Source organism: Bradyrhizobium sp. 153, from assembly GCF_023073835.1.
GTDB lineage: Bacteria > Pseudomonadota > Alphaproteobacteria > Rhizobiales > Xanthobacteraceae > Bradyrhizobium.
Window position 1 is genome coordinate 91,684 of record NZ_JADPKH010000041.1, and the last position, 26,949, is coordinate 118,632.

Genomic DNA, 26,949 nt, shown 5'->3' on the forward strand with positions numbered 1-26,949 from the left:
AAATCCTGCCTTGCGTCCCATTCGGACCGTATGCGGTCCCGCCCTTCATATCGCTTTCAGTCCCTCGAGCTTCCGCCCGGCGCTTACTGCGTCGGGCCGGCCGCGGAGGCGTAGGTGCTGGTGCCGCCGCTCGCGAATTTCTTCTTTGCCGTCTCGACCCAGGAGGCGAACTCCTGGTCGTCGACCACGCGGATCGCGATCGGCATGAAGGCGTGATCCTTGCCGCACAGCTCCGAGCACTGGCCGTAGAACGTGCCGGTCTTTGCCGCCTTGAACCAGGTCTCGTTCAGCCGGCCTGGAATGGCGTCGATCTTGATGCCGAAAGCCGGCAGCGCGAAGGCGTGGATGACGTCCGCGCCGGTGACCTGGACCCGAACCACCTTGTTGACGGGCACCACCATCTCGTTGTCCACGCCGAGCAAGCGGGGCTGCTTGTCCTGGGCCATCAACGAGTCGAACTCGAACTTGCCGTTATCAGGATAGGCATACGACCAGTACCACTGCTTGCCGGTCGCCTTGATCGTCAGGTCCGCCTTCGGCACGTCGAGCTCGAGGAACAGCAGCCGGAACGACGGCACCGAGATGCCGACCAGGATCAGCACCGGAACGAGCGTCCAGGCCACCTCGATCAGCGTGTTGTGGGTGGTCCGCGACGGCACCGGGTTGGCCCTCGCGTTGAACTTGACGACCACCACCACGAGCAGCGCCAGGACGAACAGCGTGATCAGGGTGATCAGCACGAACAGGAAGTTGTGGAACCAAACGATGTTGTCCATCACCGGCGAGCCGGATTGCTGGAGCGTCCACTCCCACGGTGCCGGTTGCCCGAGCTCGGCGAATGCCACACCGCCCGTCGCCAGCGTCAGACCCGCCACGGCCAATCCCAGCAACTGCCGGCCCATCCGGCCCATCGACATCCTCATGCCGTTCGCGCTCCCCTTACGAAATCACCCCACGTGCATTTCCCTATTTCCGGGAAACGCTTATTCCATCCGCCCGTCTGACAAACCGCCGCGCAAGAATACCTCTAAGAGGAATTGGGGCCAGATCGCTAGAACGCCGAAATCAAGCCTCTCAAACCATAATTCTCGATCTATCGCAATGCAGTCTTGGGCCTCAGCTGCCAGGCATCACCCGCAAGATATTTCCTAGTAACATCAGACAAAAATACCGTTTCCCGGCATGCTGCGGCTTGACAGCGAGATTGCCCGCGGTAGGCACTGACAGACGGCCGCGCAGGAACCTGATTCGTGCGGGCGATGGTGGCGCGCGGCGGCGCGATATTTGCTTGGGAATTGCCTTCAAGCCGCCGTCATTCCCGTATCAGTCCGCCAGGTGCGAGCGAACCAGGCGAGCAGAGGGACCGACCCGATGGGGCTTTCGAGAAGCATGGCAAGGCAGGCTGGCGGGCCCACGATGCTGGCCACCCTGCTGGTGGCGCTCGCCGTCCTGGCGCTGCCTGGCCTGGCCCATGCGCAGGGCGCGGTGCGCTCCGTCCATGGCGACTGGCAGATCCGCTGCGACACCCCGCCCGGTGCCCAGACCGAGCAATGCGCCCTGATCCAGAGCGTGGTGGCGGAAGACCGCTCCAATGCCGGCCTGACCGTGATCGTGCTCAAGACCGCCGACCAGAAGAGCCGCCTGATGCGGGTGGTCGCTCCGCTCGGCGTGCTCTTGCCTTCCGGCCTCGGCCTCAAGCTCGACAACCAGGACGTCGGCCGCGCCGGTTTTGTCAGATGCCTGCCCAATGGCTGCGTGGCGGAGGTGGTGATGGACGACAAGCTGCTGGGCCAGCTCCGCGGCGCCAAGACCGCCACCTTCATCATCTTCGAGACCCCGGAAGAGGGCATCGGTTTCCCGCTCAGCCTGAATGGGCTGGGTGAGGGATACGACAAGCTGCCGTAGGGTGTGAGATCGAGGGCGATCCTATTGTTTCCGTAATGTGAGGCTTCGTGCCCTCGCGGAACCGTTCCGAAATCATTATCTTGCCCCACACCTCCCGATAATGGACGGACGCATGACCAACCCTGCCACAACCTCCCTGCTCGACCGCGCCAATCTCGACCGCGACCAGGTTCGCAACGAGGTTGCGCGCGGGCTGGCCGGTGCCGACGACGGCGAATTGTTCCTGGAATACAGCCAGACCGAAGCGCTGATGTTCGACAATGGGCGGCTGAAGCAGGCGACCTATGACACCTCGCAAGGCTTTGGCCTGCGCGCCGTCAAGGACGACGCGGTCGGCTATGCGCATTCCTCCGACGTGTCGCTGCCGGCGCTGATTCGCGCCGCGGATGCGGTCGCGGCCGTGCGCGGCGGCTATTCCGGCAGTTTTGCGGCTCCGCCCCCGCACACCAATGTGCGGCTCTATGGCGACGACAATCCGCTGGATGCTCCGGGCTTCGAGACGAAGGTCAAGCTGCTCGCCGAGATCGATGCCTACTTGCGCGACAAGGATCCGCGGGTGCGGCAGGTCAGCGTCAGCCTGGGCGCGACCTGGCAGGTGGTCGAGATCCTGCGCCCCGATGGCGAGAGCTATCGCGATGTCCGCCCGCTCGTGCGCGTCAACATCTCCGTCGTCGCCGGCCAGGGCGATCGTCAGGAGAGCGGCAGCAAGGGCTATGGCGGCCGCGCCGGCTATGGCGAATTCATCGAGAGCAGGTCCTGGCGCGAAGCCGCCGAGGGCGCGCTGCGCGAGGCGCTGGTCAATCTGGAATCGATTCCGGCTCCCGCCGGCGAGATGGATGTGGTGCTGGGCGCCGGCTGGCCCGGCGTGATGCTGCATGAAGCGGTCGGCCACGGCCTCGAGGGCGACTTCAACCGCAAGAAGACCTCGGCCTTTGCCGGCCTGATGGGCCAGCAGGTCGCGGCCAAGGGCGTCACCGTGGTCGACGACGGCACCATCGCCTCGCGCCGCGGCTCGCTCTCCATTGACGACGAGGGCACGCCGACCAATCGCACCGTGCTGATCGAGGACGGCATCCTGGTCGGCTACATGCAGGACCGCCAGAACGCGCGCCTGATGAACATGAAGCCGACCGGCAACGGCCGCCGCCAAGGCTACGCCCATGTGCCGATGCCGCGCATGACCAACACTTACATGCTCGCGGGCGACCGCGATCCCGCCGAGATCCTCGCCTCCGTGAAGAACGGCGTGTTCGCCGCGAATTTCGGCGGTGGCCAGGTCGACATCACCTCGGGCAAATACGTGTTCCAGTGCACCGAGGCCTATAAGATCGAAAACGGCAAGCTGGGGGCGCCCCTGAAGGGCGCCATGCTGATCGGCAACGGGCCGACCGACCTGCACCGCATCCGCATGATCGGCAACGACCTCGCGCTCGACACCGGCATCGGTACTTGCGGCAAGAACGGCCAGGGCGTGCCTGTTGGGGTCGGCCAGCCGTCGCTTCTGATGGAACGCATCACGGTGGGTGGAACGGGCGCATGAGCGTTGAAGAAAAGGTCACTGTCACCACCAAGCGGAAGAGCAGTGGCTGGGGCGGACAGCTGATGCAACTCGCCGGCATCGTCGCCGCCGTGTTCATTGCCAAGGGCGCGCTCGCCGAACCGTTCTACGTGCCGTCGGGCTCGATGGAGCCGACGCTGCTGATCGGCGATGCGCTGCTCGCCTCGAAATTTCCCTATGGCTACGGCACCTCGTCGCTGCCGATTCAGATCAACCTGCCGGAGACTGGCCGCGTGTTCGCGGAGACGCCGAAACTGGGCGACGTCGTCGTGTTCCGCTGGCCAGGTGATCGCTCGCAGGCCTGGGTCAAACGCGTCGTCGGCTTGCCTGGCGACCGCATCCAGATGCGGCAGGGGCAGCTCTTCATCAACGACCGTCCCGCCGAGCTGAAGCCCGATGGCGTTGGCGCTGCCGAGGACGACAAGGGCGGCAGCGAGCCAGCCTACCGCTATGTCGAGACGTTGCCGAACGGCGTGTCGCACCTGATCTTCAAGATGCGCGACAACGGCCCCCTCGACAACACGCCTGAGGTGACGGTGCCAGCAGGCCATCTGTTCGTGCTCGGCGACAACCGTGACAATTCCGCCGACAGCCGCGTACCTTTGCGCTCCGGCGGCGTCGGCCTGTTGCCGATCGACAACCTGGTCGGCCGCGCGGACGCGGTGCTCGGCTCCTGGGATCTCGGCATCCGCGGCCAGCCGGTGTGGACCTGGCTCTCCGGCTTCAGGCTCGCACGGTTCTTCACCGCTGTGCATTGAGTAGAGTGTAGATCGTAGGGTGGGCAAAGTGCCCACCGCTTCTATCGTAAGTGATGGTGGTCACGACGCGCGAAGGAGCGCGCGCCTTTGACCACCCTACGATTCCTACGGTTTGCCATGAGCAAAGACGAATTCCTCGCTCTCGCTCTGCAAAACCATGTCAACGCCGCGATCGTCGATGAACTCGGCCGACTCGCGCTGCCGGATGCGTGGCTGGTCGCAGGCTGCCTAGTGCAATCGGTGTGGAACGCGGTCACGAGCCGCCCGATCGATCACGGTATCGCCGATTACGACGTGTTCTATTTCGATTCCGATACCTCCTGGGAGGCGGAGGATGCGGTGATCCGCACGCTGCATGCGCGGCTCGCGCATCTCGCCGCCAAGGTCGAGGTTCGTAACCAGGCGCGCGTGCATCTGTGGTACCCCGACAAGCACGGTCTGCCCTATCCACCGCTGACATGCTCGACCGACGGCATCGACCGCTTCCTGACGCAGAACACGCAAATCGGAGTGAGACGCGCGGGCGACGGTTTCGATGTCTATGCGCCGCACGGGTTCGACGACGTCGCGAGGCTGATCGTACGGCCCAATCGGGCGCTGAGTTTTTCCGCCGCCAATTACGAGGCAAAATCCGCGCGATGGAAGGCGCTGTGGCCGGAGCTTACCGTGATTGCGGCGGGCGCGTAACCTCTCGTGTCCCGGACAAGACACATCGCCAGCGATGTGTCTTGTCCGGGACACAGGCCTATCTCACAACGCCGGACGTGAACCCAGCCTTCCGCCGCGGCGGCTTGATTTCCTTCTTCAGGAAACAGCGCGCCTCGCGCCCGGTGTAGCCGGGACGGGCATAGGTGAAGGCGCGGCATTTGTTGTCGGCGGTGCAGGCGGCCTTGCAGGTCTCCTCGCCCTCGCCGACCTTGAGCTCGAAATTGCGCAGGTCGCCGCCCGGGCGATCGATCGACGTTTCCACACCCTCGATGCGCGGCTCGATCACGCCAGCGCCGCGCACCCCGGAGATGCAGCAATTGCCCGGCACCCGCGTCGGCACCGTATTCTTGAGCCAGCACACCGCCGAGCCGCCCTCGACGTCGGGATAGTTGAAACTCCAGGAGCGGCAACGGCGGTCACGCTCGCACAGCAGCGCGCAATCCTCAGGGTCGCCCGAAGTGACCGGCGTGTTGAAATAGTCGCCGCCTGGGCGGTCGAACGCCGTCTGCGCCGGCGCCGGCGCGCTCGCAAACAGGAGCGAAAGCAGCGCGACGCAAGCCAAGACGCGGGCCATGACGACCCCAGGCAGGCGGCCCTTTCCCATCGGAACAGCTTTCGAGTTATTGACGATGCACAGGTTTTTCCAGCCGATCATTTGATCGCCGCAAACCTGTACGGGCGATGAACGGCTCAATTGCCTGCTATTAGCCTAATCTAGAAAGCGTATTCCGCGTAGGCAGGTTCCACCGAGCCCTTCCAGGGACCATTAAACTTGTCCAGCATCTCCTCAGCCGGCGTCCGGCCGAACTCGATGATGCGATCGAGCGGCTCCAAATGCCTCGTCTCATCGCGGCCGAGCTGGTCGAGCCGGCCACGCCGGCGCAGGCCGGCATGTGCGAGAACCAGGCACTCCTTGGCGACCTCGAAGAGATAGCGATCCCTGATCCGCGACTTGAAGCCGAAGCGCGGCACGTCGTCGCGCAAGGCCTGACGTTCAGGCGCGCTCCAGTGCTTCACGATTTCCCAAGCGGCGTCGAGCGAGACATCGTCGTAGAGCAGCCCGACCCAGAACGCCGGCAGCGCCGGCAACCGGCCCCACGGACCACCGTCGGAGCCGCGCATCTCGAGATAGCGCTTGAGCCGGACTTCCGGGAAGATCGTCGAGAGGTGATTGGCCCAGTCCGACAGCGTCGGTCGCTCGCCGGGAAGATTGTTGTTGCGGCCGTCGAAGAAGGCACGGAACGAGGAGCCCGATACGTCGATGTACTGCTCGCCGCGCTTGACGAAATACATGGGCACGTCGAGCGCGTAATCGACATAGCGCTCGAAGCCCATGCCATCCTCGAACGCCCACGGCATCATGCCCGAACGCGCATTGTCGGTGTCGCGCCAAATCTCGGAGCGGAAGGAGAGAAAGCCGTTCGGCTTGCCTTCGGTAAACGGCGAATTGGCGAACAGCGCGGTCGCGACCGGTTGAAGCGCGAGCGAGACGCGCAGCTTCTTGACCATGTCGGCTTCCGAGGAGAAGTCGAGATTGGTCTGCACGGTGCAAGTCCGGTACATCATGTCGAGGCCATATTGACCGACCTTCGGCATGTAATTGGTCATGATCTTGTAGCGGCCCTTGGGCATCACCGGGATGTCCGCGCGCGACCAGGACGGCGTCATGCCGAGCCCGAGGAAGCCGATGCCGAGCGGGGTTGCGATCTCGCGCACTTGCGCCAGATGCGCCATCAGCTCGCTCTGGGTCTGGTGCACGTTCTCGACCGGCGCGCCGGAGAGCTCGAACTGTCCGCCGGGCTCGAGGGAGATGGCACCGCCGCCGGTGACGTCGTAGAGGCCGATGATATTGCCCTGCTCCATGATCGGCTCCCAGCCGAGCAGGAGCTTCATGCCCTCGAGCAGCGCGCCGATGCCGCGCGCCCCCTCGTAAGGCACCGGTCGGTGGCCTTCGAGCGTGAACGGCGTCTTCTCGTGCTCGGTCCCCATGCGGAATTCGGACGGATCCTTGCAGCCGGCCTCGAACCACGCGACGAGCTCGTCGCGCGATTGCAGTGGCGTCATGTCGATCTGGTCTCGCGCCATATCAAACTCTAATCAAAAAGCGCTTCGACCGAACGCGCGGGTGACGGGAGCCTCCGCGAACCCGCCGGGCGCGCGGACGTGCTGGTTTGCCGCGCGATCATCGCGACGGTGTGCTTTCGTTGGCGTTTGCGGCGGGCGGCAGTTTCATCTCGCCGCACGAGCAGCCGAGGCGATCGAGCAGACCGCTGAGCTTGACGGCGTCGGCATCCGATAGTTTCGAACCGACATATTTCTCGATCGCGGCCGAATAGGCGCCCCACATCCGCTTCTGCAACTCGCGGCCGGCTTCCGTGATCTCGACGAACTGGCCACGCTTGTCGATCTTGCATTCGCGCCGCAAGGCGAGACCTTCGTCGACCAGGCGGTCGATCAGCCGCGAGGTCGAGTATTGCGGGATCAACATCTGGCGTTCGAGCTCCACCGGCCGCAACTCGCCAGAGGGGGCGCGGGACAGTTCGAGCAGCGCGTCATACCAGGCGAGCGGCGGGAACCCGGCCTTTTTCAGATCCTGCTCGACGCAATCGAGCACGCGGCTCTGCACCCGCATCAGGCGGATCCAGGCCGAAGTTGCCTCGGTCGATGGTTTGCGTTTCATGGTCCCGCTCAAGCTCGTCGCCCGCTCTTTACCTCATTCGATGCACCTGCATCAATCTTGACTATTTCATGCAAGCGCATGTAGTCGTTCTTTCGCTCCAACCAAGCGTCATGAGGAGGAAATTCCATGAAGCTGTATTATTCGCCCGGCGCCTGCTCCCTGTCCCCCCACATCGCGCTTCTGGAAGCCGGCCTGCCCTATGAGCTGGTCAAGGTCGATATCCGGGCCAAGAAGCTCGAAAATGGTGAGGATTATCTGAAGCTGAACCCCAAGGGCCAGGTCCCTGCGCTAGGCCTCGACAGCGGTGAGATCGTGACCGAAGGCCCGGTGATTGTCCAGATGATCGCCGATCGGGCATCAAGCAAGGCGCTGGCCCCCGCCCGCGACAGTTCCGAGCGCTACAAGCTGCTCGAATGGCTCAACTTCCTCACCTCGGAGGTGCACAAGAGCTTTGGCCCCCTGTTCGCCCCGGCGCTGAACGACGAGGCCAAGGCCTTCTTCAAGGACCGCGTCATGGGCAAGCTGAAATATGTCGACAGCCAGCTCGCCGGCCGCGACTACCTCATGGGCAAGCAGTTCACGGTCGCCGACGGCTATCTGTTCACGATGCTGACCTGGGCCGACCGCATGAAGTTCGACCTCTCGGCGATGCCTAACCTGACCGCCTACAAGGCCCGCGTCGCGGCGCGGCCGCAGGTGCAGGAAGCGCTGAGGAAGGAAGGGCTGCTTCAGGCGAAGTGATTGTTCTTCGTCATTCCGGGGCGCCGCGACGCGGCGGACCCGGTAGCTCGCAGTTGTTGCATGACCGAGCAAAGCCCATCGAGATTCCGGATCAGTCCGCGTTGCGGACTGTCCGGAATGACGGGTTCCGTCAGGCCGCCGCCTTGTTCGGCGCGAAGCGGCCGTAGAAGGTTTCGCCCTTTGCGGCCATCTCCTCGAGCAATTTCGGCGGCGTGAAGCGTGAGCCGTATTTGGCCTCGAGCTTGTGGCAGAGTTCGACGAACTTCTTCGTACCCATGAAATCGATGTAGGACAGCGTACCGCCGGTGAACGGCGCGAAGCCGAAGCCGAGGATCGAGCCGACATCGGCCTCGCGCGGATCGGTGATGACGTGATCCTCGACCGTGCGAGCGGCTTCCACCGCCTGCACCACCAGGAAGCGCTGCTTCAGCTCCTCGATGTCGAGCGTGTCAGGGTCAAGCTGCTTCGGCTGCAAGGCCGAGAGACCCGGCCACAGGCTCTTCTGGCCTTTGCCCTTCTCGGGATAGTCGTAGAAGCCCTTGCTGTTCTTGCGGCCAAGCCGGCCCTGCTTCTCGACCATCTCGACCATCAGCTTCTTCTGCTCGGGATTGATGGCGTTGGGACCGAGATCGGCTTCCGTCGCCTTCATGATCTTGAGACCGAGGTCGAGCGCGACTTCATCCGACAGCGAGAGCGGGCCGACCGGCATGCCGGCCATCTTGGCGCAGTTCTCGATCATTGCCGGCGGCACGCCTTCCAGGAACATCTCGTTGCCCTCGGCGACGTAGCGGCCGACGCAGCGGTTGGCGAAGAAGCCTCTGGAGTCGTTGACCACGATCGGCGTCTTGCCGATCTGCCGGACGTAATCCATCGCGGTCGCAAGCGCGACATCGCCGGTGTTCTTGCCCAGGATGATCTCGACCAGCATCATCTTCTCGACCGGAGAGAAGAAGTGGATGCCGACGAACTTGCCCTGGTCCTTGAAGCTCTCGGCCAGCGAGGTGATCGGCAGCGTCGAGGTGTTGGACGCGAAGATCACGTCGGACTTTAGGTACTCCTGCGCCCTGGCAAAGGTCTCCGCCTTGACGTTGCGGTCCTCGAACACAGCCTCGATGACGAGGTCGACATCCTTCAGCGCGGCATAGTCCGCCGTCGCGGTGATGCGGGCGAGCAGCGCCTCGGCATCGCCCGGCTTGGCGCGGCCCTTCTTGATCTGCTCCTCGATCACCTTCTGCGCATGCGCCTTGCCCTTGTCGGCGCTCTCCTGGTCGCGATCGATCAGGACGACGTCGAGACCGGCACGAGCCGAGACGTAGCCGACGCTCGCGCCCATGAAGCCGGCGCCGATCACGGCAATCTTCTTCACCTTGGTCGGCGGCACGTGCTTCGGACGGCGTGCGCCCTTATTGAGCTCTTGCATCGACAGGAACAGGCTGCGGATCATCGCGGCCGCCTCCTTTGAGCGCAGCACCGAGGTGAAATAGCGCGACTCGACGCGCAAGGCGGCGTCGATCGGCAGCTGCAGGCCTTCATAGACGCAGCTCATGATCGCGCGCGCGGCCGGATAATTGTCGTAGGTCTCGCGCCGATAGATTGCGTTGCCGGCCGGGAACATCATCATGCCGGCCTTTGAGAACACCGGACCGCCGGGCAGCTTGAAACTCTTCTCGTCCCAGGGTGCGACCGCCTTGCCACCGCCCTTGATCCAGTCCTTGGCCGCCTTGATGAGGTCGGCAGCGGGAACGATGGCGTGGATCAGGTTCAGCGCCTTCGCCTTCTCGATCGTGACGGGATCGCCCTTGAGCAGGATCGTCATCGCGTCCTGCGGCGGCACCAGACGCGGCACGCGCTGCGTGCCGCCAGCGCCGGGGAACAGGCCAACCTTGACCTCGGGCAGGCCGAGACGAGTCTTGGGGTTCTCTGCGGCAACGCGATAATGGCAGCACAGCGTGATCTCAAAACCGCCACCGAGCGCGAGGCCGTTGATCGCCGCCGCCCAGGGCTTGCCGGAGGTCTCGATCGAACGCAGGACCTGCGAGAAGCGCCGGCTCTGCTCGAACAGCATCTGGTTCGCCGCGGTCTCGCCCTGCTCCTTCAAGACCTTCGCGTAGGCCTGGTTCATGCCTTCGAGCATCGAGAGATCTGCGCCGGCGCAGAATGCTTCTTTCGCTGAGGTGATGACGACGCCCTTCACCGCGGCATCAGCCGTGGTCGCCTTGACGATCGCGTCGAGCTCATTGGTCGAGGTCTCGTCGAGCACGTTCATCGAACGGCCCGGGATGTCCCAGGTGACGAGCACGATGCCATCGGAATCGGTCTCAAGCTTGAAGTTCTTGTACGACATTTTGGTTGCTCCTCGGTGCCGGCCGCCGATCTCAGGCGCTGGCGGTTGACTTGAGATCTCGTAGGGCGGGCAAAGGCGCTCCTGCGCCGTGCCCACCATCATTTTCGAAGCGCAGTGGTGGGCACGCTTCGCTTTGCCCACCCTACAGCAACGCGTTACACGCGCTCGATGATGGTTGCGGTGCCCATGCCGCCGCCGATGCACAGCGTCACCAGCGCGGTGGACTTGTTGGTGCGCTCGAGCTCGTCGAGCACGGTGCCGAGAATCATCGCGCCGGTCGCACCAAGCGGATGGCCGAGCGCGATCGCGCCGCCATTGACGTTGATCTTGGCATTGTCGATGTCGAAGGCCTGGATGTAGCGCAGCACGACGGAGGCGAAGGCCTCGTTGAGCTCGAACAGGTCGATGTCGGACTTCTTCATGCCGGAGCGCGCGAACAGTTTTTCGGTGACGTCGACTGGACCGGTCAGCATCATCGCCGGCTCGGAGCCGATATTGGAAGGCACGGATCTTGGCACGCGGCTTCAGGCCGTATTTCGCGCCTGCCTCCTTGCTGCCGAGCAGAACGGCGCCGGCGCCGTCGACGATACCCGAGGAGTTGCCAGCGTGGTGCACGTAGTTGACGCGCTCGATCTCCGGATGCGACTGCACCGCGACGCCGTCGAAGCCGCCCATCTGCGCCACCATCGTGAACGACGGCTGCAGCTGGGCCAGCGACTGCATCGTCGTCGAGGGCCGCATGTGCTCGTCCTTGGCGAGGATGGTGAGGCCATTGATGTCCTTCACCGGCACCACCGACTTATCGAAGCGGCCCTCGTCCCACGCCTTGGCCGCGCGCTGCTGGCTTTGCACCGCGTAGGCATCGACGTCGTCGCGCGAGAAACCATATTTGGTGGCGATCAAATCGGCCGAGACCCCCTGCGGCATGAAATAGGCCGGCACCGCCATTGAGGGATCCATCGGCCAGGCGCCACCGGAGGCGCCGATGCCAACGCGGCTCATGGATTCAGCGCCGCCACCGATCACCAGCTCATGCTGGCCGCTCATCACCTGGGCGGCGGCAAAGTTCACGGCGTCGAGACCTGAGGCACAGAAGCGGCTGATCTGCACGCCGGGCACGGCTTGGCCGAGACCCGCCTTCAGCGCTGCGAAGCGCGCGATGTCGCTGCCCGCTTCGCCCACCGGATCGACCACGCCGAGCACGACGTCATCGACCGAGTCCTCGGGCAGGTTGTTGCGGTCCTTCAGCGCCTTCAGTGGCACGGTCGCGAGCGCCAGCGCCGTGACTTCGTGCAGCGCGCCGTCCGCCTTGCCGCGGCCGCGCGGGGTGCGAACGTGGTCGTAGATGAATGCCTCAGGCATGACGCCCTCCTGATGTGATGTTCAACGATTGGGAGCAGGCGGCGGAAGCAGGTCAGAACGCTTCCGCCGGCAGTTCCATGATGGTGGCGCAGCCGGCCTGGATGCGCGCGAGATTGGCCGCGGTCTCCGGCAGCATCCGCTCCATGAAGAAGCGGCCGGTGACGAGCTTGGTCGAGAGATAGGGCGTGGCCCCGCTCTCGGCAATCTTCCCTAGCGTCACCTTCGCCATCTTCGCCCACATGTAGCCGAGCGCGACGAAGCCGAAGAGATGCAGGTAATCGGTTGCGGCGGCGCCGGCATTGTCCGGCTTCGCCATCGCGTTCTGCATCAGCCAGGTGGTGGCCTGCTGGAGATGGCCGAGTGAGGTCGAGAGCGGAGCGATGAACGGTTTTAGCGCCTCGTCGCCGCCGTTCTCCTTGGCGAAGGCCATGACCTCGCCGAAGAAGGCCATAATGGCGCGGCCGCCGTCCCGCGGCAGCTTGCGGCCGACGAGGTCGAGCGCCTGGATGCCGTTGGCACCTTCATAAATCATCGCGATGCGGGCATCGCGCACGAACTGCTCCATGCCCTGCTCGGCGATGTAGCCGTGGCCGCCATACATCTGCTGCGCGTGCACCGCATTGGCAAAGCCGTAATCGGTAAGGAAGCCCTTCAGCACCGGCGTCATCAGGCCCATGTGGTCGTCGGCGGCCTGGCGGTCCCTGGGATCCTCCGAGCGATGCGCGACGTCGCTCTTCAGCGCGGTCCAGATCACGAAGGCGCGCGCGGCCTCGTTGAAGGCGCGGATCGAGAGCAGCGTGCGGCGCACGTCGGGATGAACGATGATCGGATCGGCCGGCTTGTCCGGGGCCTTGGCGCCTGTCAGCGCGCGGCCCTGGATGCGCTCGCGGGCATAGGCAACCGCGTTCTGATAGGCGACCTCGGATTGCGCGAGGCCCTGCACGGCGACGCCGAGGCGAGCCTCGTTCATCATCACGAACATGCCCTGCATACCCTTGTTCTCTTCGCCGATCAGCCAGCCGGTGGCGTTGTCGTAGTTCATCACGCAGGTGGAATTGCCGTGGATGCCCATCTTGTGCTCGATTGAGCCGCAGACGACGCTATTGCGCTGCCCGACCGAACCATCGGCGTTGACCAGGAATTTCGGCACCACGAACAGCGACACGCCCTTGATGCCGGCGGGCGCGCCCTCGATGCGGGCGAGCACGAGGTGGATGATGTTGGAGGCGAGGTCATGCTCGCCGGCCGAGATGAAGATCTTGGTGCCTGATATCTTGAAGCTGCCGTCGGCCTGGCGCACCGCCTTGGTGCGGAGCATGCCGAGATCGGTGCCACAATGCGGCTCGGTCAGGTTCATGGTGCCGGTCCATTCGCCGGCGACCATCTTCGGCACGTAGGTCTGCTTCTGCTCGGGCGTGCCGTGCACCAGCAATGCCGCGGTCGCGCCCATGGTGAGGCCGCCATACATCGAGAACGCCATGTTGGCGGAGATCTGGAATTCATTGATCGCCTGGGAGAGCGTCACCGGCAGCCCCTGCCCGCCATATTCGGTCGGCGCCGACAGACCAAGCCAGCCGCCCTCGGCGACCTGCTTGAACGCCTCCTTGAACCCCTTCGGCGTGGTGACGCTGCCGTCATCGGCACGCTTGCAGCCTTCGAGATCGCCGATACGGTTGAGCGGCTGGAGCACCTCTTCAGCGAGCTTGGCGGCCTCGCCGAGGATCGCCTCGCGCACGTCGCTGGACGCATCCGAGAAGCCCGGCAGATTGTCGTAGCGATCGATCTGGAAGACGTCGTTGAGCAGGAAGTTCACATCGTCGACGGGGGCTTTATAGATCGGCATGGCGTTCTCCCGGCACGGGCCTCGACTTGGTTGAGCCTTGAAGTGGTGGAATTCTCGTGAAGTCCCTGCGGCGCAGTCGCGAGCTTAGCGGCTTCCGCAACCTCAGGGCAGTGTCATGATTGGGCGGCCAACTGCTCCGCCATCAGGCGGTGCAGCATGTTGATCGCCTTGAGCGGACGCACCATCACCTTGAAACGGGTAATGCGTCCGTCGCTGTCGAAACTGATGATGTCGACACCGTTGATCTCGATGCCGTCGATGACGTTCTTGAATTCGAGCACGGCGCCAGTGTCGCTGCGCCATTCACCGACATAGGTGAAGCCCGGGCCGCCGAGCACCTTCTCGGCGCTGGAGAGGTATTTGAAGGTGATGTCGCGCCCGCGCTGCGGCGAATGCACGACGGGGCTTTCGAACACGGCATCCGGGTGCAGAAGGTCCCAGAGCGCGGCGCGGTCGTGAGACTTCATGTAGGCGTACCAGGAATCGAGACCGGTCATTCTCGGGTGCCTCCCTAAGGGCAAGGGCAAAAAGGACAAAAACAACCCCATGCACAGTAGCGAGGAGGTTGATTCCGCTGGATTTTCCGTCGGGGTCTTTAGCCCCGTGCGCAAGCTGCCTCATATGCACATTGACGCATATGCGCCGATGCGCATAAAGTCAAGTAAGTCGGTCAAATTCGCGAAGGGAGGCCGGTCATGGCACTGGGCGACGCAATCCTCGCTTGCCTGACGGAACGTCCGATGACGGGCTACGAGCTCGCCAAGACGTTCGATTCATCGATCGGCTTCTTCTGGAAGGCCGACCACCAGCAGATCTACCGCGAACTCTCCAAGCTGCGCGACCGCGGCTACATCCAGGGCCGCGAGGTCGTGCAGTCTGGCAAGCCCAATAAACTGATCTATACGCTTACTCCCGAGGGCCGAACAGCACTGCGGCACTGGGCCGCGCGGCCCAGCACGCCGCCCTCGATCAAGGACGACCTCCTGGTGCGGCTGCATGCGCTCGACAGCATCGACATCGAGCCCATACGCACTGATCTGATGGCCCGCCTGGAGCATCACCGCGACCGCCACGCCAATTACGAGCGCATCCTGAAGAAGCGTTTTCCGGAGGGAACGGCGGAAGGCCGGCTCGACCTCGGCAATCTGCTCCTGCTTCAGCTCGGCGCCCGGCACGAGCAGATGGTGGCCGATTTCTGCGAGGAGGCGCTGGACGCGCTGTCGGCAATGAGCGGCAAGGCCAGCGTAGTGCCGCTGGAGGAGGGGAAGCGGGCGAAGGGCTGAGACGCATAGGCAGTGCCGGTCACCTCTCCCGCAAGCTTGCGGGAGAGGTCGGCGCGTAGCGCCGGGTGAGGGCTTTCTCCTCTTTGGGAGTCTTCGTTGTTGAAGCACCCTCTCCCCAGCCCTCCCCCGCAAGCGGGGGAGGGAGCGCACCTCGTTCGTGGCTGAGCTCCCCCGCCCAACTTTAAGACAGCGGTGCCGCATTCCTTAACCCGTTATTTACCGTAACAGGAAAAAGTCGGTTTTCGAGGCAGACGACCCGCGCCAAATTCGGTTGTGTTTGCAACCGGCACGCGAGGGGAGGCTGGAGGCGCCGGGTGGGGCGCCGGAGTCGGAACCGGACAGAGTCATGAATTCGCGCGTATCGTGGAGTGTTGACGGCATCGATCCATCCGTCCGGGAGCGGGCCGAAGCTGCTGCGCGCAGAGCCGGCATGTCACTCAACGATTGGCTGAACTCCACGCTCGGCGAGACTGCCGCGCCGAACTTTCGCGCACCTTACGAGCAGCGTTCGCAGCACATTCCGCAAGGACCGAGCCAGGCGCACGGACCGAGCCAGGAAAGCCGCGAAGTCGCCGACATCCACCAGCGGCTCGACGCGATCACCCAGCAGATCGAACGGATTTCAAAGCCCACCCAGCGCCAGGACCCTTCGCGGCAGGACATCTCGCGCGAGCAGGGCGTCGCGCGCCAGCTCAATGATGCGATCTCGCGGCTCGATGCACGGCTCTCGCAAATCTCGAAGCCGCAGCAGCAGCCTCAGACCCAGCGGCCGCCACCGTCACCGGTCGAGACGCGCCAGCGCCAGGCCGATGCGGTCGAGCGCGCGGCAGCCCAGATCTATCGCAGCTCGCCTCCCCTGAGCCCGGCGTCGTTCGACGTCGCGGTCGCCGAGATCACGGCGCGGCAAAGCGAGCTCGACGGCTTTGCACCGCGGCCGATGCCGCCGCGCGCCGCGCTGCCGATCGCGCCGATGGCGGCGCCACCCGCCCCCGCCTACGCGCCGCCGCCCCAACCGTCGGGGCCGGATTTCTCCTCGCTCGAGCGCCATCTGCTCAAGATCACGAGCCAGATCGAGTCGCTCCAGCGCCCTGACAATACCGAGCAGGCGGTCACCGCCTTCCGCAGCGAGCTTGCCGAGATCCGTCACGCCATCACCGAGGCGATGCCGCGGCGCGCGATCGAATCGATCGAGAACGAGATCCGCTCGCTGCACCGTCGCATCGACGAGACCCGCTCCAACGGCACCGACGGCCAGGTCCTGTCAGGCATCGAGCGCGCGCTATCCGACATCAAGCAGGTGCTGCGCACGCTGACGCCGGCCGAGCAGCTCACCGGCTATGACGAGGCGATCCGCAATCTCGGCGCCAAGCTCGATCTGATCCTGCGCGCCAATGACGATCCCTCGACAGTGCGCCAGCTCGAAGACGCGATCTCGGCGTTGCGCAGCATCGTCTCCAACGTCGCCTCCAACGAAGCGCTGGCGCGTCTGTCCGAAGACGTGCAGCTGCTGTCCTCCAAGGTCGACCAGATCACCCGCGCCACCGGCCCGAGCGACAGCTTTGCGGTGCTGGAGCAGCGCATCGCGGCGCTCACCGCGGCGCTGGAAACCCGCGAGCGGGCGCAGCCGTCCGAGAGCACCGAGCATCTGGAAGCTGCGATCCGTGCGCTGTCGGACCGCTTCGATCGCATGCAGGTCGGCAACGACTCGGCCTCGACCTTCGCCCATCTCGAGCAGCGTGTCTCCTATCTGCTGGAGCGGATCGAGGCCGCCTCCGATCCACGCAGCGGCAACCTGAGCCGCGTCGAGGACGGGCTGCACGACATCCTGAGGCACCTGGAGCGGCAGCAGGCGACCTATTCCGCGCTGGCCGAGAGCCGCAATTCGCCGCCGCCCGATTCCGGCGTGGTCGATCTCGTCAAGCGCGAGCTCTCCGACATCCGCTTCAGCCAGGCCGAGACCAACCGGAATACGCAGGATTCGCTCGAAGCCGTTCACAACACGCTCGGTCATGTCGTCGACCGCCTCTCCATGATCGAGGGCGATCTGCGCGCCGTGCGCACCGCGCCGCCGGCACCGCTGATGCCTATGGCCGCTCCGATGGAGGCCGCTCCGATGGAGCCCGCTCCGATGGCGCGCGAGCCGCGGCCGCCGCAGCAGCCGAAATACGATCCGAAGCCGGAGCTGCCGAACCCCGCCGCAGCGCAGGCAGCGCAGGCCGCCTTCGCCGCCGCGCCGCGCGAATTCCATGCCGCGCCGCCGCCGGTGCCGTCGGCACCGCCCGTTCCGCCGCGTGCGATCAGCGAAATCCTGGAGCCGCACACCGTGCCCGCGCGCGCTGCACTCGCGCCGGAATTGCCGCCGGATCATCCGCTCGAGCCGGGCACACGGCCGGGTGGACGCGTCGCCACGCCGTCGGAGCGCATCGCCGCCTCCGAGAGCGCAATCAGCGGAATTCCCACCGCTCCGAAAGAGCCGGTGTCGTCGTCCAGCTTCATCGCCGCCGCGCGCCGCGCCGCCCAGGCCGCCGCCGCGCAGCCGGAAAAGACCGGCCGCGCCGCCAAGGCGGGGGCCGATCGCTCCAAGGACAAGGACGGCGGCTCGACCATCACGTCGAAGATCCGCTCGCTGCTGGTCGGCGCGAGCGTTGTCGTGATCGTGCTCGGCACCTTCAAGATGGCGATGGGCCTGCTCGAAGGCGGCAGCGCGCCGCCGGCGCCGCAAACGATGGAGAATTCGTCGGGCCAGCCCACACCGCTGGCCCCGCCGCCCCCGGTCGAGACCAAGCCCGCTACGCCCGAACAGGTCACACCGTCGATGACCTCGCCGACGCCGATCGGACGACAATCCCAGAACAATGCCGCGCCGGCTCCCGCCGCCAATCCGGGCAGCTCGGCCTCGGTCGAAATCCCGCCGGTCCCTCCCGCGGCCCCGCCTGTCTCCAGCGACGTCACCGGCGCGCTGTCGGGCACGAGCCGCGGCAAGCTCGGCCTCATCCAGGTGCCGCCGAGCGAGAAGCTGCCCGACGGCATCGGCGGCCCGGGCCTGCGCACCGCCGCGATGAAGGGCGATGCGACCGCGGCCTACGAGATCGGCGTGCGCTTTGCGGAAGGAAAGGGCGTGGCTGCGAACTACGACGAAGCCGCCAAATGGTACGACCGCGCGGCGCAGGCCGGCGTGGTGCCCGCGACCTTCCGCCTCGGCACGCTCTACGAGAAGGGCCTTGGCGTGAAGAAGGACGCCGATATCGCCCGCCGCTACTACACGCAGGCCGCCGAGCGCGGCAACGCCAAGGCGATGCACAATCTCGCGGTGCTAGATGCCGATGGCGGCGGACGTGGCGCCAATTACAAGAGCGCGGCGCTGTGGTTCCGCAAAGCGGCCGACCGCGGCGTTGCCGACAGCCAGTTCAACCTCGGCATTCTCTATGCCCGCGGCATCGGCGTCGAACAGAACCTCGCCGAATCCTACAAATGGTTCAGCCTGGCCGCCGCTCAGGGCGACGCAGATGCGGCCGGCAAGCGCGACGACGTCGCCAAACGTCTCGACCCGCAATCGCTCGCCGCCGCCAAGCTCGCAATCCAGACCTTCAGCGCCGAACCGCAGCCCGACGATGCCGTCAATGTCGCGACGCCCGCCGGCGGCTGGGATAGCGCGCCGCAGGCGAGCGCCAAGCCGGCGCCGAAGCCGGTCGCGACCAAGAAGTCGGCGTCGGCGGCGCATTAAGCTCTTTCCCCTCATGGTGAGGAGCGCGCTCTTGCGCGCGTCTCGAACCATGCAGGCCCGGCTCTAAATCCGGACCTCGCCCTTCGAGACGCCTGCTGCGCAGGTTCCTCAGGGTGAGGAGAAAGAGCTTGGATGCCGCTGTTGCGCGCATTCACCACGCGCAAATTTCCCGATCCCTCCCGACAGCGAATTCCGCTATGGAGGGGCGGGGCAATCGTTCCGACCTTCCCGCGAGCATTCCGCGGCAATCGATCTGTCCCGCCGGCGCGTGGTTCAATGCAGCTCTACCTTCCGATCGCCGATCTTCCGGTCAACGTCTTCCTGGTGCTCGCCATGGGCGCCGCGGTCGGCTTCGTGTCCGGCATGTTCGGGATCGGTGGCGGCTTCCTGATGACGCCGCTGCTGATCTTCATCGGCATCACGCCGGCGGTCGCGGTCGCCTCGGTCGCGAGCCACATCGCGGCCTCCTCCTTTTCCGGCGCACTGTCCTATTGGCGGCGGCGCGCGATTGATCCGGCACTTGCGAGCGTCCTGCTCTGCGGCGGCGTGACCGGAACGGCGCTCGGCGTTTGGACCTTCACCCGGCTCCGTGCGCTCGGCCAGCTCGACTTGATGATCGCGCTCTCTTACGTCGTGCTGCTCAGCACCGTCGGCAGCCTGATGTTCTCCGAGGGCCTGCGCGCCCTTATGCGGACCCGGCGCGGCGCGGTGCCGCCGCGCCGCGCGCACAACTGGATCCACGGCCTGCCGCTGAAGATGCGGTTCAAGCGCTCGAAGATCTACCTCTCGGTGATTCCCGTCGTGGTCGTCGGCATCATGATCGGCTTCATCGGCGCCATCATGGGCATCGGCGGCGGCTTCATCCTGGTGCCGATCATGATCTATCTGTTGCGGGTGCCGACCTCGACCGTGATCGGCACCTCGATGGTCCTCACCCTGGTCACGATGCTGTTCGCGACCATGCTGCACGCGGTGACCAATCACCTCGTCGACGCCGTGCTGGCGCTGATCCTGATGGTCGGCGGCGTCACAGGCGCGCAGTTCGGCGCCCGCGCCGGCCAAAAGATCCGCGGCGAGCAGCTGCGGCTGCTGCTCGGCCTTTTGATCCTCTCGGTCGGCATCCGCTTCGCGATCGAGCTGGTGATCCAACCTGCGGACCTCTTCACCATCCGTGAGCTGGGAGTGAGCGGATGACGCGCGCGCTTGTCGCAGTGCTTCTCGTCCTGCTGCTCGTCGGCGGCGCGCGCGCCGAGCGGCTGATCGTGTCGGTCTCCAACCACCGCGTCACCGTGACGCCGAATTATTCAGGCGAGGAGCTGGTGCTGTTCGGCTCGATCGAAAAGGATGCGACGACCCCGGCCGATCGCACGAGTTACGATCTCGTCGTCACCGTGCTGGGCCCGCGCGCCGACATGGTGACGCGGCGCAAGGAGCGCACCTTCGGCATCTGGATCAACACCGACTACCGGCAATTCCTGGAGGTGCCGAGCTATCTGGCGCTGTTCGCCAACCGTCCCTTCGATGTGATCACCTCGCCCGAGATCGCGCGGCGGCAGCAGATCGGGCTCAACAACGTGCTGCTGACCCAGCGGGTCAGCGGCGACTATGCCGACGTGGTGCCGAACGATGCGTTCCGCTCCGCCTTCATCCGCCTGCGCACCCAGGACGGGCTCTATCGGGAGGATGCGAGCGCGGTGACGTTCCTGACGCCGACGCTGTTCCGCACCGGCATTCCGCTGCCGGCAGAGGTGCCGATCGGCACTTATGAGGTGGAGATCAAGCTGTTTGCGAGCGGTGCGTTCATCGGCAAGACCGAGACCGCGTTCGAGATCGTCAAGGTCGGCTTGGAGCAGTTCGTCGCCACCAGCGCGCGACAACATGGGCTTCTCTATGGCCTCGCCACCGCAGCGATGGCGCTGATGACGGGCTGGATGGCGTCGATCGTGTTTCGGAAGGATTGAGCCACACACTCCGTCATTGCGAGCGAAGCGAAGCAATCCAGATTGCCGTCGCGGAGGGATTCTGGATTGCTTCGTCGCAAGGGCTCCTCGCAATGACGACGTGGCGACATCACGGCGCCTCGATCACCGTCGGCACGCCTGGCTCCAGCAGGCGCAAGCGCGTCCCGAAGCCGAGCACGTCGAAGGTCTTGCGCAGATCCTCGCTGCTCTGGCGGAAATGAGCCCAGCCTTCGGTGTGCAGCGGCACGATCGTCGCATCGGGAAAGGCACGCGCGGTCTCGATGGTGTCGTTGGTGTCCATGGTGAGATGGAACGGCCCGCGCGTTTGCGCCGCGCCTGCGAAGGGCAGCACCACACCGCATTTGAAGCGGCGCGCGACTTCGGCGACGCCGTCGAACCAGGTGGTGTCGCCGCTGATATAGACCGGCCGCGTGTCCTTCCGGCTCGACGACACCACGAAGCCGATGACGTCGCCGGACAAGGGCTCGATGCCGGCCGGGCCATGGCGCGCGGGCGTCGCGGTGATGGTCAGCGCATTGCCGTCGCCGTCCCTGAGATGCGCGGCGCTCCAGGGCGCAAGGCCCTCGACATGGCCGCCGAGGCGCTTTGCGCCGGCTTCGGTCGTCAGCACGCGCTTGACCTTGCCGAGAAGCTCCCGGCCGGAATTGTCGAGATTGTCGGAGTGCTGATCGTGGCTCAGCAACACGGCGTCGATCGGACCGATTGCGTCAGGCCTGACGGCAGGTCCGATCGTCTTCTCCAGCTTCACATGCGGCAGTTGATAGGCACCGGGCGCGTCGAAGGTGGGGTCGGTGAGCAGGCGAAAGCCGTCGATCTCGATCAGCGCAGTGGGGCCGCCGATCAGGGTGATGGAAACGGGCATGATGAACTCCTGTTACGAGACGAGCTTTGCCGGACGCGTCACCAGATAGATACCGAGCGCGACTGGAATGATCCCGAGCAAATCGCGGGCCTCGACATGCTCGCCGAGCACGAGAAACGCGAACAGCATGCCCAGTGGCGGCATCAGGAAATGATAGGCGCTGGCGGCGGTGGCGCCACACACTTTCAGGAGATGAAACCAGAGCAGGTAGGCGAGGATCGAGCCGCCGAGCACGAGGAAGGCAAAGGCGCCGATCAGGCTCGGGGTGACCACGATCGCGTGAACGTCGGCGAAGGTGAGCGCGACCGGCGCCAGCACGATGCCGGCGGCGAGATTCTGGATGCCGTTGCCGATCCACAACGAGCCCTTCGGCGCCAGCAGCTTGAACAGGATGGTGCCGGCTACGATCGAGGCCAGTGAGGCCAGCGTGAACAGGATGCCGTGCAGGCTGTCGGTGCCGACCGACAAACGGTGCCACACGATGAAGGTGACACCGATGACGCCGAGCAGCAGGCCCGCCGCCTTGCGCCAGGTCGTGCCTTCGCCGAGCAGCAGCGCCGCAAGCGCAGCCGTGAACACCGGATTGGCCGAGACGATCAGCCCGCCGAGGCCCGCGGAGACCGATTGCAGGCCGGTATAGCCGAGCCCGAGATAGAGGGCGTTGTTGGCGATGCCGAGCACGGCGAAGATCGCGGCGTCGCGCCAGGACAGGGACCAGCCGTCGCCTCGAATCCAGGTCGCGCCCAGGATCAGAACGCCGGCCAGCGAGAAGCGCGCGGCGAGCAGGATCAGTGGCGGGCAATAGGTGACGCCGATCTTGCCGGCGATGAAGGCGTAGCTCCAGAGCAGGCAGAACAGGCCGATATAGAGCGGCAGCGGATTGAAACGGCTGCGGGGGACGGCGATCGATGGGGCGAGCGACATGACATTCTCCTGAGCCCTCGATCTAGGAAGGCAGCTTGCCATTTGGAAATTAAATGATTAACTTCCATTCAGTGGATTTTCGAATGGAGGCGGCGATGCTCGATCTCGAGCTGCTGCGCAGCTTCGTCTCGGTGATCGAGGCCGGCGGCTTCACCCGCGCCGGCGAGCGCGTTCACCGCACGCAGTCGACCGTGAGCCAGCAGATCAAGCGGCTGGAGGAGGACGTCGGCCAGGCGCTGCTGCACCGCGACGGCAAAGATGTCCGCCCCACAGAGGCCGGCGAGCGGCTGCTGTCCTATGCGCGGCGGCTGCTCTCGCTGGCCGAGGAGGCGCGCGACGTGCTGCGCCAGCCCGAGGGCGAAGGCGCGATCCGGCTCGGCATTCCCGAGGATTTCGCGGCATACCGACTGGCGAAACTGCTCGGTGCGTTCTCGCGCTCGCATCCGCGCCTGCGGCTCGACGTCCGCGCCGACCAGAGCAAGCATCTGGCCCGTGATCTCGAACGCGGCGAACTCGATCTTGCGCTGTACAAGCGCGAGGCCGGCGCGAAGGACGCCATCGCGGTGTGGCCCGAGCGGGTGCACTGGGTCACCAGCAAGAGCCATCCGGTCGACGTCAACGTGCCCTCGGTGCCGCTGATCGGGTTTCCGCTCGGCTGCATCTATCGCGCCGGCGCCATTCACGCGCTGGAAAGCGCGGGCCGCGCCTGGCACACCGCCTACACGTCATCCAGTCTCGCCGGCATCCAGGCCGCGGTCGCCGCCGGCATGGGGCTGAGCATCCTGTCGGAGATGGCCATCCAGTCCGACCACCGCGTGCTGACCGCCAAGGATGGCTTTGCGCCGATCAACCGCACGGAGGTGGCATTGATGGCCGCGCCCGGCGCCAGCCCCGCAACGCTGCGGCTGGCCGATCGGCTCGCCGAGTTCTGCGATGATGTGCAGGCGAAGGCGGCCTAATAACACCGCGACGCGGCGATCGCGTGGACGCGGCGGTCGCCGAGCAGATGGGCGACAAAGCCGTTGGTCGGAAAGACCTTTGCGAAGGCGGCATCGCGGATGCTGAGGCCGCCAGTATAGGCGCCGAAGGCCGGCATCACGGCCCGCATCCCGTCACTGGCAAAGCAGCGGCGCTCCATCGAGCGGCCGCGCGTGGAAACGCGGGCCTTCGGATGCAGATGGCCGGCAATCTCGCCGCTTGCGCCGGTCGGCTCGTGGCGGAAGGCGATCGGGCCAACCAAGACTTCGTCGGCGGCGGTGCCGCCGAGATCACGCGGCAGCATGGGATCGTGATTGCCCGAGATCCAGATCCAGTCGCGGCCGGTCTGGAGTGCGGCGACAGCGTCGCGATCTTCCGCCGACAAACGCTCATGCGCGGTGCGGTCGTGAAAGCTGTCGCCGAGCGCGATGACGATGCGTGGATCATGGCGGGAGATGACAGCAGCAAGGCGGCTTAGCGTCGCCAGCGTGTCGTAGGGCGGCAGCAGCACGCCGCGGGTGGCGAAGCTGGAGGCTTTTTCCAGATGCAGGTCGGAGACGACGAGCAGGCGCTGCTCTTCCCAGAACAATGCACCGGCGAGGTCGGCCGCGAACGTCACACCGCTGATGGTAACCTTCGAAACGCGCATGTCCTCGACATCTCCTGAAACCTGCGCGCCTGCCGTCACGTCCGAACCTGCTCTTATCCCATGGCCTCTTTGACCAGCTCGTCGGCGGCTTCCGCCAACAGCTCGTCGCCAGCTTCGCCATAAACTGACTCGCGGCCGATTTCCAGCATCACGGGGACGGCGAGCGGGGAAACGCGGTCGAGTTCCCGAAGCGTGATCCGGCCCTGAATACGCATCAGCATGTCGCTGAGACGGCGCAGGTCGAGCAGGCCGGTGGCGGCATCGGCGCGGGCGGCGCGCAAGAGCACGTGATCGGCCTGGTGCTTGCGCAGCACGTCGTAGACCAGATCGGTGGAGAACAGCACCTGGCGCCGGCTTTTCTCTTCGCCGGTATGGCGTCGCGCGATCAGGCCGGAGATGATCGCGCAATTGCGGAAGGTGCGCTTCATGAGCGCCGATTCGGCGAGCCAGGCTTCGAGATCGTCGCCGAGCATGTCGGGGTCGAACAGGGCATCGAGATCGATCCGGCCGTCCCGGATCATGAACGACATATCGCCAAGCGCCCAGACCGCGATCGCATATTCGTTGGCAACGAAGCCGAGCGGCCGGGCGCGGGCGCGTTCGAGACGACGCGTCAGCAGCATGCCGAGGGTCTGGTGCGCGAGACGGCCCTCGAACGGATAACAGACGAGATAATGCTTGTTGGCGCGTGGAAAGCTCTCGACCAGGAGCTCGCGCACCGCGGGCACGCGGGAGACATCCTTTTGCAGCGACAGCCAATCGCGCACCTGCTCGGGCAAGCCACCCCATGCGCGCCCATCATCGAGCAGCCGGCGCACGCGCTCGGCGAGATAGGTCGAGAGCGGGAATTTGCCGCCCATATAGGACGGCACCTTCGGATCCTTGTCATGCGCGCGCGAGACATAGACCTGGTCCTCGACCAGGGTCTCGTAGCGGACCACCTCGCCGCTGAACACGAAAGTGTCGCCGGGGCTCAAGCCCTCGATGAAGGCTTCCTCGATCTCGCCAAGCAGCCTGCCGCCGCGCGCGATCACCCCGGTCGAGCCGCCTGCTTTTCCTTCACCGCCGCGCGAGCGCACTAGCCGCACCTTCAGCATGTCGTCCTCGACGATAGTGCCGACATTCATGCGGTAGCTCTGCCGCACTTTTGGGTTGGCGACGCGCCAGCGTCCTTCCTTGTCCTGCTTGATACGGGCGAAGCGCTCATAGGTCTTCAGCGCATAGCCGCCGGAGGCGACGAAATCGACCACGTCGTCGAAATCCTGCCGCGACAGGTTTGCGTAGGGCGCGGCGGTGCGAACCTCGCCGTAGAGCTCGTGCGAGAGGAACGGCTCGCCGCAGGCGCAGCCGAGCACGTGCTGGGCGAGCACATCGAGCGCGCCCGTGCGCAGCGGCGGCGTGTCCTGCGCATTCTCCGCGATGGCATCGATGGCGACGCGGCACTCCAGCACCTCGAAGCGGTTGGCGGGCACCAGCACCGCGCGCGAGGCTTCGTCGAGGCGGTGGTTGGCGCGGCCGATGCGCTGCATCAGGCGCGAGGATCCCTTGGGTGCGCCGATATTGACGACGAGATCGACGTCGCCCCAGTCGACGCCGAGGTCGAGCGAGGAGGTGCAGACCACGCCACGCAGCCTGCCCGTCGACATCGCGTCCTCGACCTTGCGGCGCTGGGCGACGTCCAGCGAGCCGTGATGCAGGGCGATGGCGAGGCCGTCATCGTTCATGCTCCAGAGATTCTGGAACAGCATCTCGGCCTGGCTGCGGGTGTTGACGAATACCAGCGTGGTCTTGTTCGCCTTGATCAGCTCGTAGATCTCAGGGAGCGCGTGGCGCGCGCTGTGACCGGCCCAGGGCAATCGCTCGCGCGTATCCAGCATCTCGACCAAAGGCGGCGCGGCGCCACCGGCGATGACGATGTCGGCCGCAGCTTCCCTGCCTTCGGGCTGCGGCACCAGGAAGCGCGCGAGCTGCTCCGGCTCGGCGACGGTCGCCGACAGGCCGATCGCACGCAGCTGCGGCGCCAGCCGCCATAGCCGCGCCAGCCCGAGTGAGAGCAAATCGCCACGCTTCGACGTCACCAGCGCATGCAGCTCGTCGAGCACGATGCGCTTCAAGGAGGAGAACAGGAATGGCGCGTCGTCGGAGGACAGCAACAGCGCAAGCTGCTCGGGCGTGGTCAGCAGAACGTCCGGCGGGTAGCGCCGCTGCCGCTGCCGGCGCGACACCGGCGTGTCGCCGGTGCGAGTCTCGACCTTGATCGGCAGCGCCATCTCGGCGATCGGCCGCTCCAGATTGCGCGCGATGTCGACGGCGAGCGCTTTCAGCGGCGAGATGTAGAGCGTGTGGAGACCGCCGCTGCGCTGCAGGCTGCGTCCGGTGGAGACGAGGCTCTTCTTCGCGCTAGCCTCCCGCCGAGCTGCATCAGAAGACAGCTCCACCAGCGTCGGCAGAAATCCCGCCAGCGTCTTGCCGGCGCCGGTCGGCGCGATCAGCAGCGCCGAGCGGTCCTCGCGTGCCTTCTCCAAGAGCGCCAATTGATGGGCGCGCGGCGACCAGCCGCGGGCTGCGAACCACGCGTTGAAGCGGTCCGGCAGCAGCGCAGGCGTCTCGGCCGGGGATTTGAGGATGCGGGGCGGCACGGCATAAGA

Annotated in this window: 21 protein-coding genes and 1 pseudogene; 10 read left to right on the forward strand and 12 right to left on the reverse strand. The window is 65.5% G+C overall.

Going from position 1 to position 26,949, the window contains the following annotated elements; translation table 11 throughout:
* Positions 1–83 precede the first annotated feature (83 nt).
* Positions 84–923, reverse strand: a complete 840-nt coding sequence (gene coxB / locus IVA91_RS11645; protein WP_247458768.1) for a cytochrome c oxidase subunit II — start codon at positions 921–923, stop codon at positions 84–86.
* 448 nt (positions 924–1,371) lie between these two features.
* Here coxB and IVA91_RS11650 point away from each other — a divergent pair, with 448 nt between their 5' ends.
* The 4 genes from IVA91_RS11650 to IVA91_RS11665 all read left to right on the forward strand — a co-directional run bounded on the left by IVA91_RS11650 (position 1,372) and on the right by IVA91_RS11665 (position 4,908).
* A complete protein-coding gene (locus IVA91_RS11650) occupies positions 1,372–1,905 on the forward strand; it encodes an invasion associated locus B family protein (protein WP_247281766.1) in 534 nt (177 codons plus the stop codon).
* A 112-nt stretch (positions 1,906–2,017) separates the two neighbouring features.
* Positions 2,018–3,445, forward strand: a complete 1,428-nt coding sequence (gene tldD / locus IVA91_RS11655) for a metalloprotease TldD (RefSeq protein ID WP_247281767.1) — start codon at positions 2,018–2,020, stop codon at positions 3,443–3,445.
* Complete coding sequence (gene lepB / locus IVA91_RS11660) at positions 3,442–4,221, forward strand: signal peptidase I (RefSeq protein WP_247281768.1); 780 nt, start codon at positions 3,442–3,444, stop codon at positions 4,219–4,221. The genes tldD and lepB overlap by 4 nt, the downstream gene beginning before the upstream one ends.
* Before the next feature lie 117 nt (positions 4,222–4,338).
* The gene (locus IVA91_RS11665) at positions 4,339–4,908 is read left to right on the forward strand and encodes a nucleotidyltransferase family protein (RefSeq protein WP_247281769.1); all 570 of its coding nucleotides are present in this window, start codon (positions 4,339–4,341) and stop codon (positions 4,906–4,908) included.
* Between the two features lie 58 nt (positions 4,909–4,966).
* Here the strand turns inward: IVA91_RS11665 and IVA91_RS11670 are convergent, their stop codons facing one another.
* The 3 genes from IVA91_RS11670 to IVA91_RS11680 all read right to left on the reverse strand — a co-directional run bounded on the left by IVA91_RS11670 (position 4,967) and on the right by IVA91_RS11680 (position 7,609).
* Positions 4,967–5,533, reverse strand: coding sequence for a PAN domain-containing protein (locus IVA91_RS11670; protein ID WP_247282045.1), 567 nt, complete (start codon positions 5,531–5,533; stop codon positions 4,967–4,969).
* A 110-nt stretch (positions 5,534–5,643) separates the two neighbouring features.
* On the reverse strand, positions 5,644–7,014 hold the full coding sequence (locus tag IVA91_RS11675; protein ID WP_247281770.1) for a glutamate--cysteine ligase: 1,371 nt from the start codon (positions 7,012–7,014) through the stop codon (positions 5,644–5,646).
* A 97-nt stretch (positions 7,015–7,111) separates the two neighbouring features.
* Positions 7,112–7,609 (reverse strand): MarR family winged helix-turn-helix transcriptional regulator, encoded by a 498-nt coding sequence (locus tag IVA91_RS11680; protein ID WP_247281771.1) that lies wholly within the window; start codon positions 7,607–7,609, stop codon positions 7,112–7,114.
* Positions 7,610–7,735: 126 nt separating this feature from the next.
* On the opposite strand from IVA91_RS11680, the gene gstA reads away from it, so the two are divergent.
* Positions 7,736–8,350, forward strand: coding sequence for a glutathione transferase GstA (gstA, locus tag IVA91_RS11685; RefSeq protein WP_247281772.1), 615 nt, complete (start codon positions 7,736–7,738; stop codon positions 8,348–8,350).
* 130 nt (positions 8,351–8,480) lie between these two features.
* Here gstA and IVA91_RS11690 read toward each other — a convergent pair whose 3' ends face one another.
* The 4 genes and pseudogenes from IVA91_RS11690 to IVA91_RS11705 form a co-directional block, all read right to left on the reverse strand.
* Positions 8,481–10,694: an FAD-dependent oxidoreductase gene (locus IVA91_RS11690; RefSeq protein WP_247281773.1), complete on the reverse strand. Its 2,214-nt coding sequence runs from the start codon at positions 10,692–10,694 to the stop codon at positions 8,481–8,483.
* 155 nt (positions 10,695–10,849) lie between these two features.
* Positions 10,850–12,056, reverse strand: a pseudogene (locus tag IVA91_RS11695) (acetyl-CoA C-acetyltransferase).
* Between the two features lie 52 nt (positions 12,057–12,108).
* The gene (locus tag IVA91_RS11700; RefSeq protein WP_247281775.1) at positions 12,109–13,899 is read right to left on the reverse strand and encodes an acyl-CoA dehydrogenase C-terminal domain-containing protein; all 1,791 of its coding nucleotides are present in this window, start codon (positions 13,897–13,899) and stop codon (positions 12,109–12,111) included.
* Positions 13,900–14,012: 113 nt separating this feature from the next.
* The gene (locus IVA91_RS11705) at positions 14,013–14,396 is read right to left on the reverse strand and encodes a nuclear transport factor 2 family protein (protein WP_247281776.1); all 384 of its coding nucleotides are present in this window, start codon (positions 14,394–14,396) and stop codon (positions 14,013–14,015) included.
* A 198-nt stretch (positions 14,397–14,594) separates the two neighbouring features.
* Here IVA91_RS11705 and IVA91_RS11710 point away from each other — a divergent pair, with 198 nt between their 5' ends.
* From IVA91_RS11710 to IVA91_RS11725, 4 genes are all read left to right on the forward strand, one after another.
* A complete protein-coding gene (locus IVA91_RS11710) occupies positions 14,595–15,182 on the forward strand; it encodes a PadR family transcriptional regulator (protein ID WP_247281777.1) in 588 nt (195 codons plus the stop codon).
* Positions 15,183–15,528: 346 nt separating this feature from the next.
* Positions 15,529–18,906 carry a tetratricopeptide repeat protein gene (locus tag IVA91_RS11715; protein ID WP_247281778.1) on the forward strand — a complete coding sequence of 1,126 codons (3,378 nt, stop codon included), beginning with the start codon at positions 15,529–15,531 and terminating at the stop codon, positions 18,904–18,906.
* A gap of 276 nt (positions 18,907–19,182) precedes the next feature.
* Positions 19,183–20,100: a sulfite exporter TauE/SafE family protein gene (locus IVA91_RS11720; protein ID WP_247281779.1), complete on the forward strand. Its 918-nt coding sequence runs from the start codon at positions 19,183–19,185 to the stop codon at positions 20,098–20,100.
* On the forward strand, positions 20,097–20,867 hold the full coding sequence (locus tag IVA91_RS11725; RefSeq protein ID WP_247281780.1) for a TIGR02186 family protein: 771 nt from the start codon (positions 20,097–20,099) through the stop codon (positions 20,865–20,867). The genes IVA91_RS11720 and IVA91_RS11725 overlap by 4 nt, the downstream gene beginning before the upstream one ends.
* 109 nt (positions 20,868–20,976) lie before the next feature.
* Here the strand turns inward: IVA91_RS11725 and IVA91_RS11730 are convergent, their stop codons facing one another.
* Together IVA91_RS11730 and IVA91_RS11735 are read right to left on the reverse strand one after the other, a co-directional pair.
* Positions 20,977–21,750: an MBL fold metallo-hydrolase gene (locus tag IVA91_RS11730; protein ID WP_247281781.1), complete on the reverse strand. Its 774-nt coding sequence runs from the start codon at positions 21,748–21,750 to the stop codon at positions 20,977–20,979.
* 12 nt (positions 21,751–21,762) lie between these two features.
* Entirely contained in the window at positions 21,763–22,674 is a 912-nt protein-coding gene (locus tag IVA91_RS11735; protein WP_247281782.1) for a DMT family transporter, read from the reverse strand.
* Positions 22,675–22,769: 95 nt separating this feature from the next.
* Here IVA91_RS11735 and IVA91_RS11740 point away from each other — a divergent pair, with 95 nt between their 5' ends.
* A complete protein-coding gene (locus IVA91_RS11740; RefSeq protein ID WP_247281783.1) occupies positions 22,770–23,633 on the forward strand; it encodes a LysR substrate-binding domain-containing protein in 864 nt (287 codons plus the stop codon).
* Here IVA91_RS11740 and pdeM read toward each other — a convergent pair.
* Complete coding sequence (pdeM, locus tag IVA91_RS11745) at positions 23,630–24,301, reverse strand: ligase-associated DNA damage response endonuclease PdeM (RefSeq protein WP_247281784.1); 672 nt, start codon at positions 24,299–24,301, stop codon at positions 23,630–23,632. The two genes, IVA91_RS11740 and pdeM, sit on opposite strands and share 4 nt — an antisense overlap.
* Positions 24,302–24,354: 53 nt before the next feature.
* Positions 24,355–26,940, reverse strand: coding sequence for a ligase-associated DNA damage response DEXH box helicase (locus IVA91_RS11750; RefSeq protein WP_247281785.1), 2,586 nt, complete (start codon positions 26,938–26,940; stop codon positions 24,355–24,357).
* Between the last annotated feature and the right edge of the window lie 9 nt (positions 26,941–26,949).

Bases quoted from the DNA above. Each gene is read 5' to 3' on its own strand.
- IVA91_RS11720 (WP_247281779.1), top strand. From the start codon at position 19,183: ATGCAGCTCTACCTTCCGATCGCCGATCTTCCGGTCAACGTCTTCCTG.
- IVA91_RS11680 (WP_247281771.1), bottom strand. From the start codon at position 7,609: ATGAAACGCAAACCATCGACCGAGGCAACTTCGGCCTGGATCCGCCTG.
- IVA91_RS11665 (WP_247281769.1), top strand. From the start codon at position 4,339: ATGAGCAAAGACGAATTCCTCGCTCTCGCTCTGCAAAACCATGTCAAC.
- gstA (WP_247281772.1), top strand. From the start codon at position 7,736: ATGAAGCTGTATTATTCGCCCGGCGCCTGCTCCCTGTCCCCCCACATC.
- IVA91_RS11670 (WP_247282045.1), bottom strand. From the start codon at position 5,533: ATGGGAAAGGGCCGCCTGCCTGGGGTCGTCATGGCCCGCGTCTTGGCT.
- IVA91_RS11690 (WP_247281773.1), bottom strand. From the start codon at position 10,694: ATGTCGTACAAGAACTTCAAGCTTGAGACCGATTCCGATGGCATCGTG.
- IVA91_RS11735 (WP_247281782.1), bottom strand. From the start codon at position 22,674: ATGTCGCTCGCCCCATCGATCGCCGTCCCCCGCAGCCGTTTCAATCCG.
- IVA91_RS11740 (WP_247281783.1), top strand. From the start codon at position 22,770: ATGCTCGATCTCGAGCTGCTGCGCAGCTTCGTCTCGGTGATCGAGGCC.
- IVA91_RS11730 (WP_247281781.1), bottom strand. From the start codon at position 21,750: ATGCCCGTTTCCATCACCCTGATCGGCGGCCCCACTGCGCTGATCGAG.
- IVA91_RS11675 (WP_247281770.1), bottom strand. From the start codon at position 7,014: ATGGCGCGAGACCAGATCGACATGACGCCACTGCAATCGCGCGACGAG.
- tldD (WP_247281767.1), top strand. From the start codon at position 2,018: ATGACCAACCCTGCCACAACCTCCCTGCTCGACCGCGCCAATCTCGAC.
- IVA91_RS11700 (WP_247281775.1), bottom strand. From the start codon at position 13,899: ATGCCGATCTATAAAGCCCCCGTCGACGATGTGAACTTCCTGCTCAAC.
- IVA91_RS11705 (WP_247281776.1), bottom strand. From the start codon at position 14,396: ATGACCGGTCTCGATTCCTGGTACGCCTACATGAAGTCTCACGACCGC.
- IVA91_RS11715 (WP_247281778.1), top strand. From the start codon at position 15,529: ATGAATTCGCGCGTATCGTGGAGTGTTGACGGCATCGATCCATCCGTC.
- lepB (WP_247281768.1), top strand. From the start codon at position 3,442: ATGAGCGTTGAAGAAAAGGTCACTGTCACCACCAAGCGGAAGAGCAGT.
- IVA91_RS11710 (WP_247281777.1), top strand. From the start codon at position 14,595: ATGGCACTGGGCGACGCAATCCTCGCTTGCCTGACGGAACGTCCGATG.
- IVA91_RS11725 (WP_247281780.1), top strand. From the start codon at position 20,097: ATGACGCGCGCGCTTGTCGCAGTGCTTCTCGTCCTGCTGCTCGTCGGC.
- pdeM (WP_247281784.1), bottom strand. From the start codon at position 24,301: ATGCGCGTTTCGAAGGTTACCATCAGCGGTGTGACGTTCGCGGCCGAC.
- coxB (WP_247458768.1), bottom strand. From the start codon at position 923: ATGAGGATGTCGATGGGCCGGATGGGCCGGCAGTTGCTGGGATTGGCC.
- IVA91_RS11650 (WP_247281766.1), top strand. From the start codon at position 1,372: ATGGGGCTTTCGAGAAGCATGGCAAGGCAGGCTGGCGGGCCCACGATG.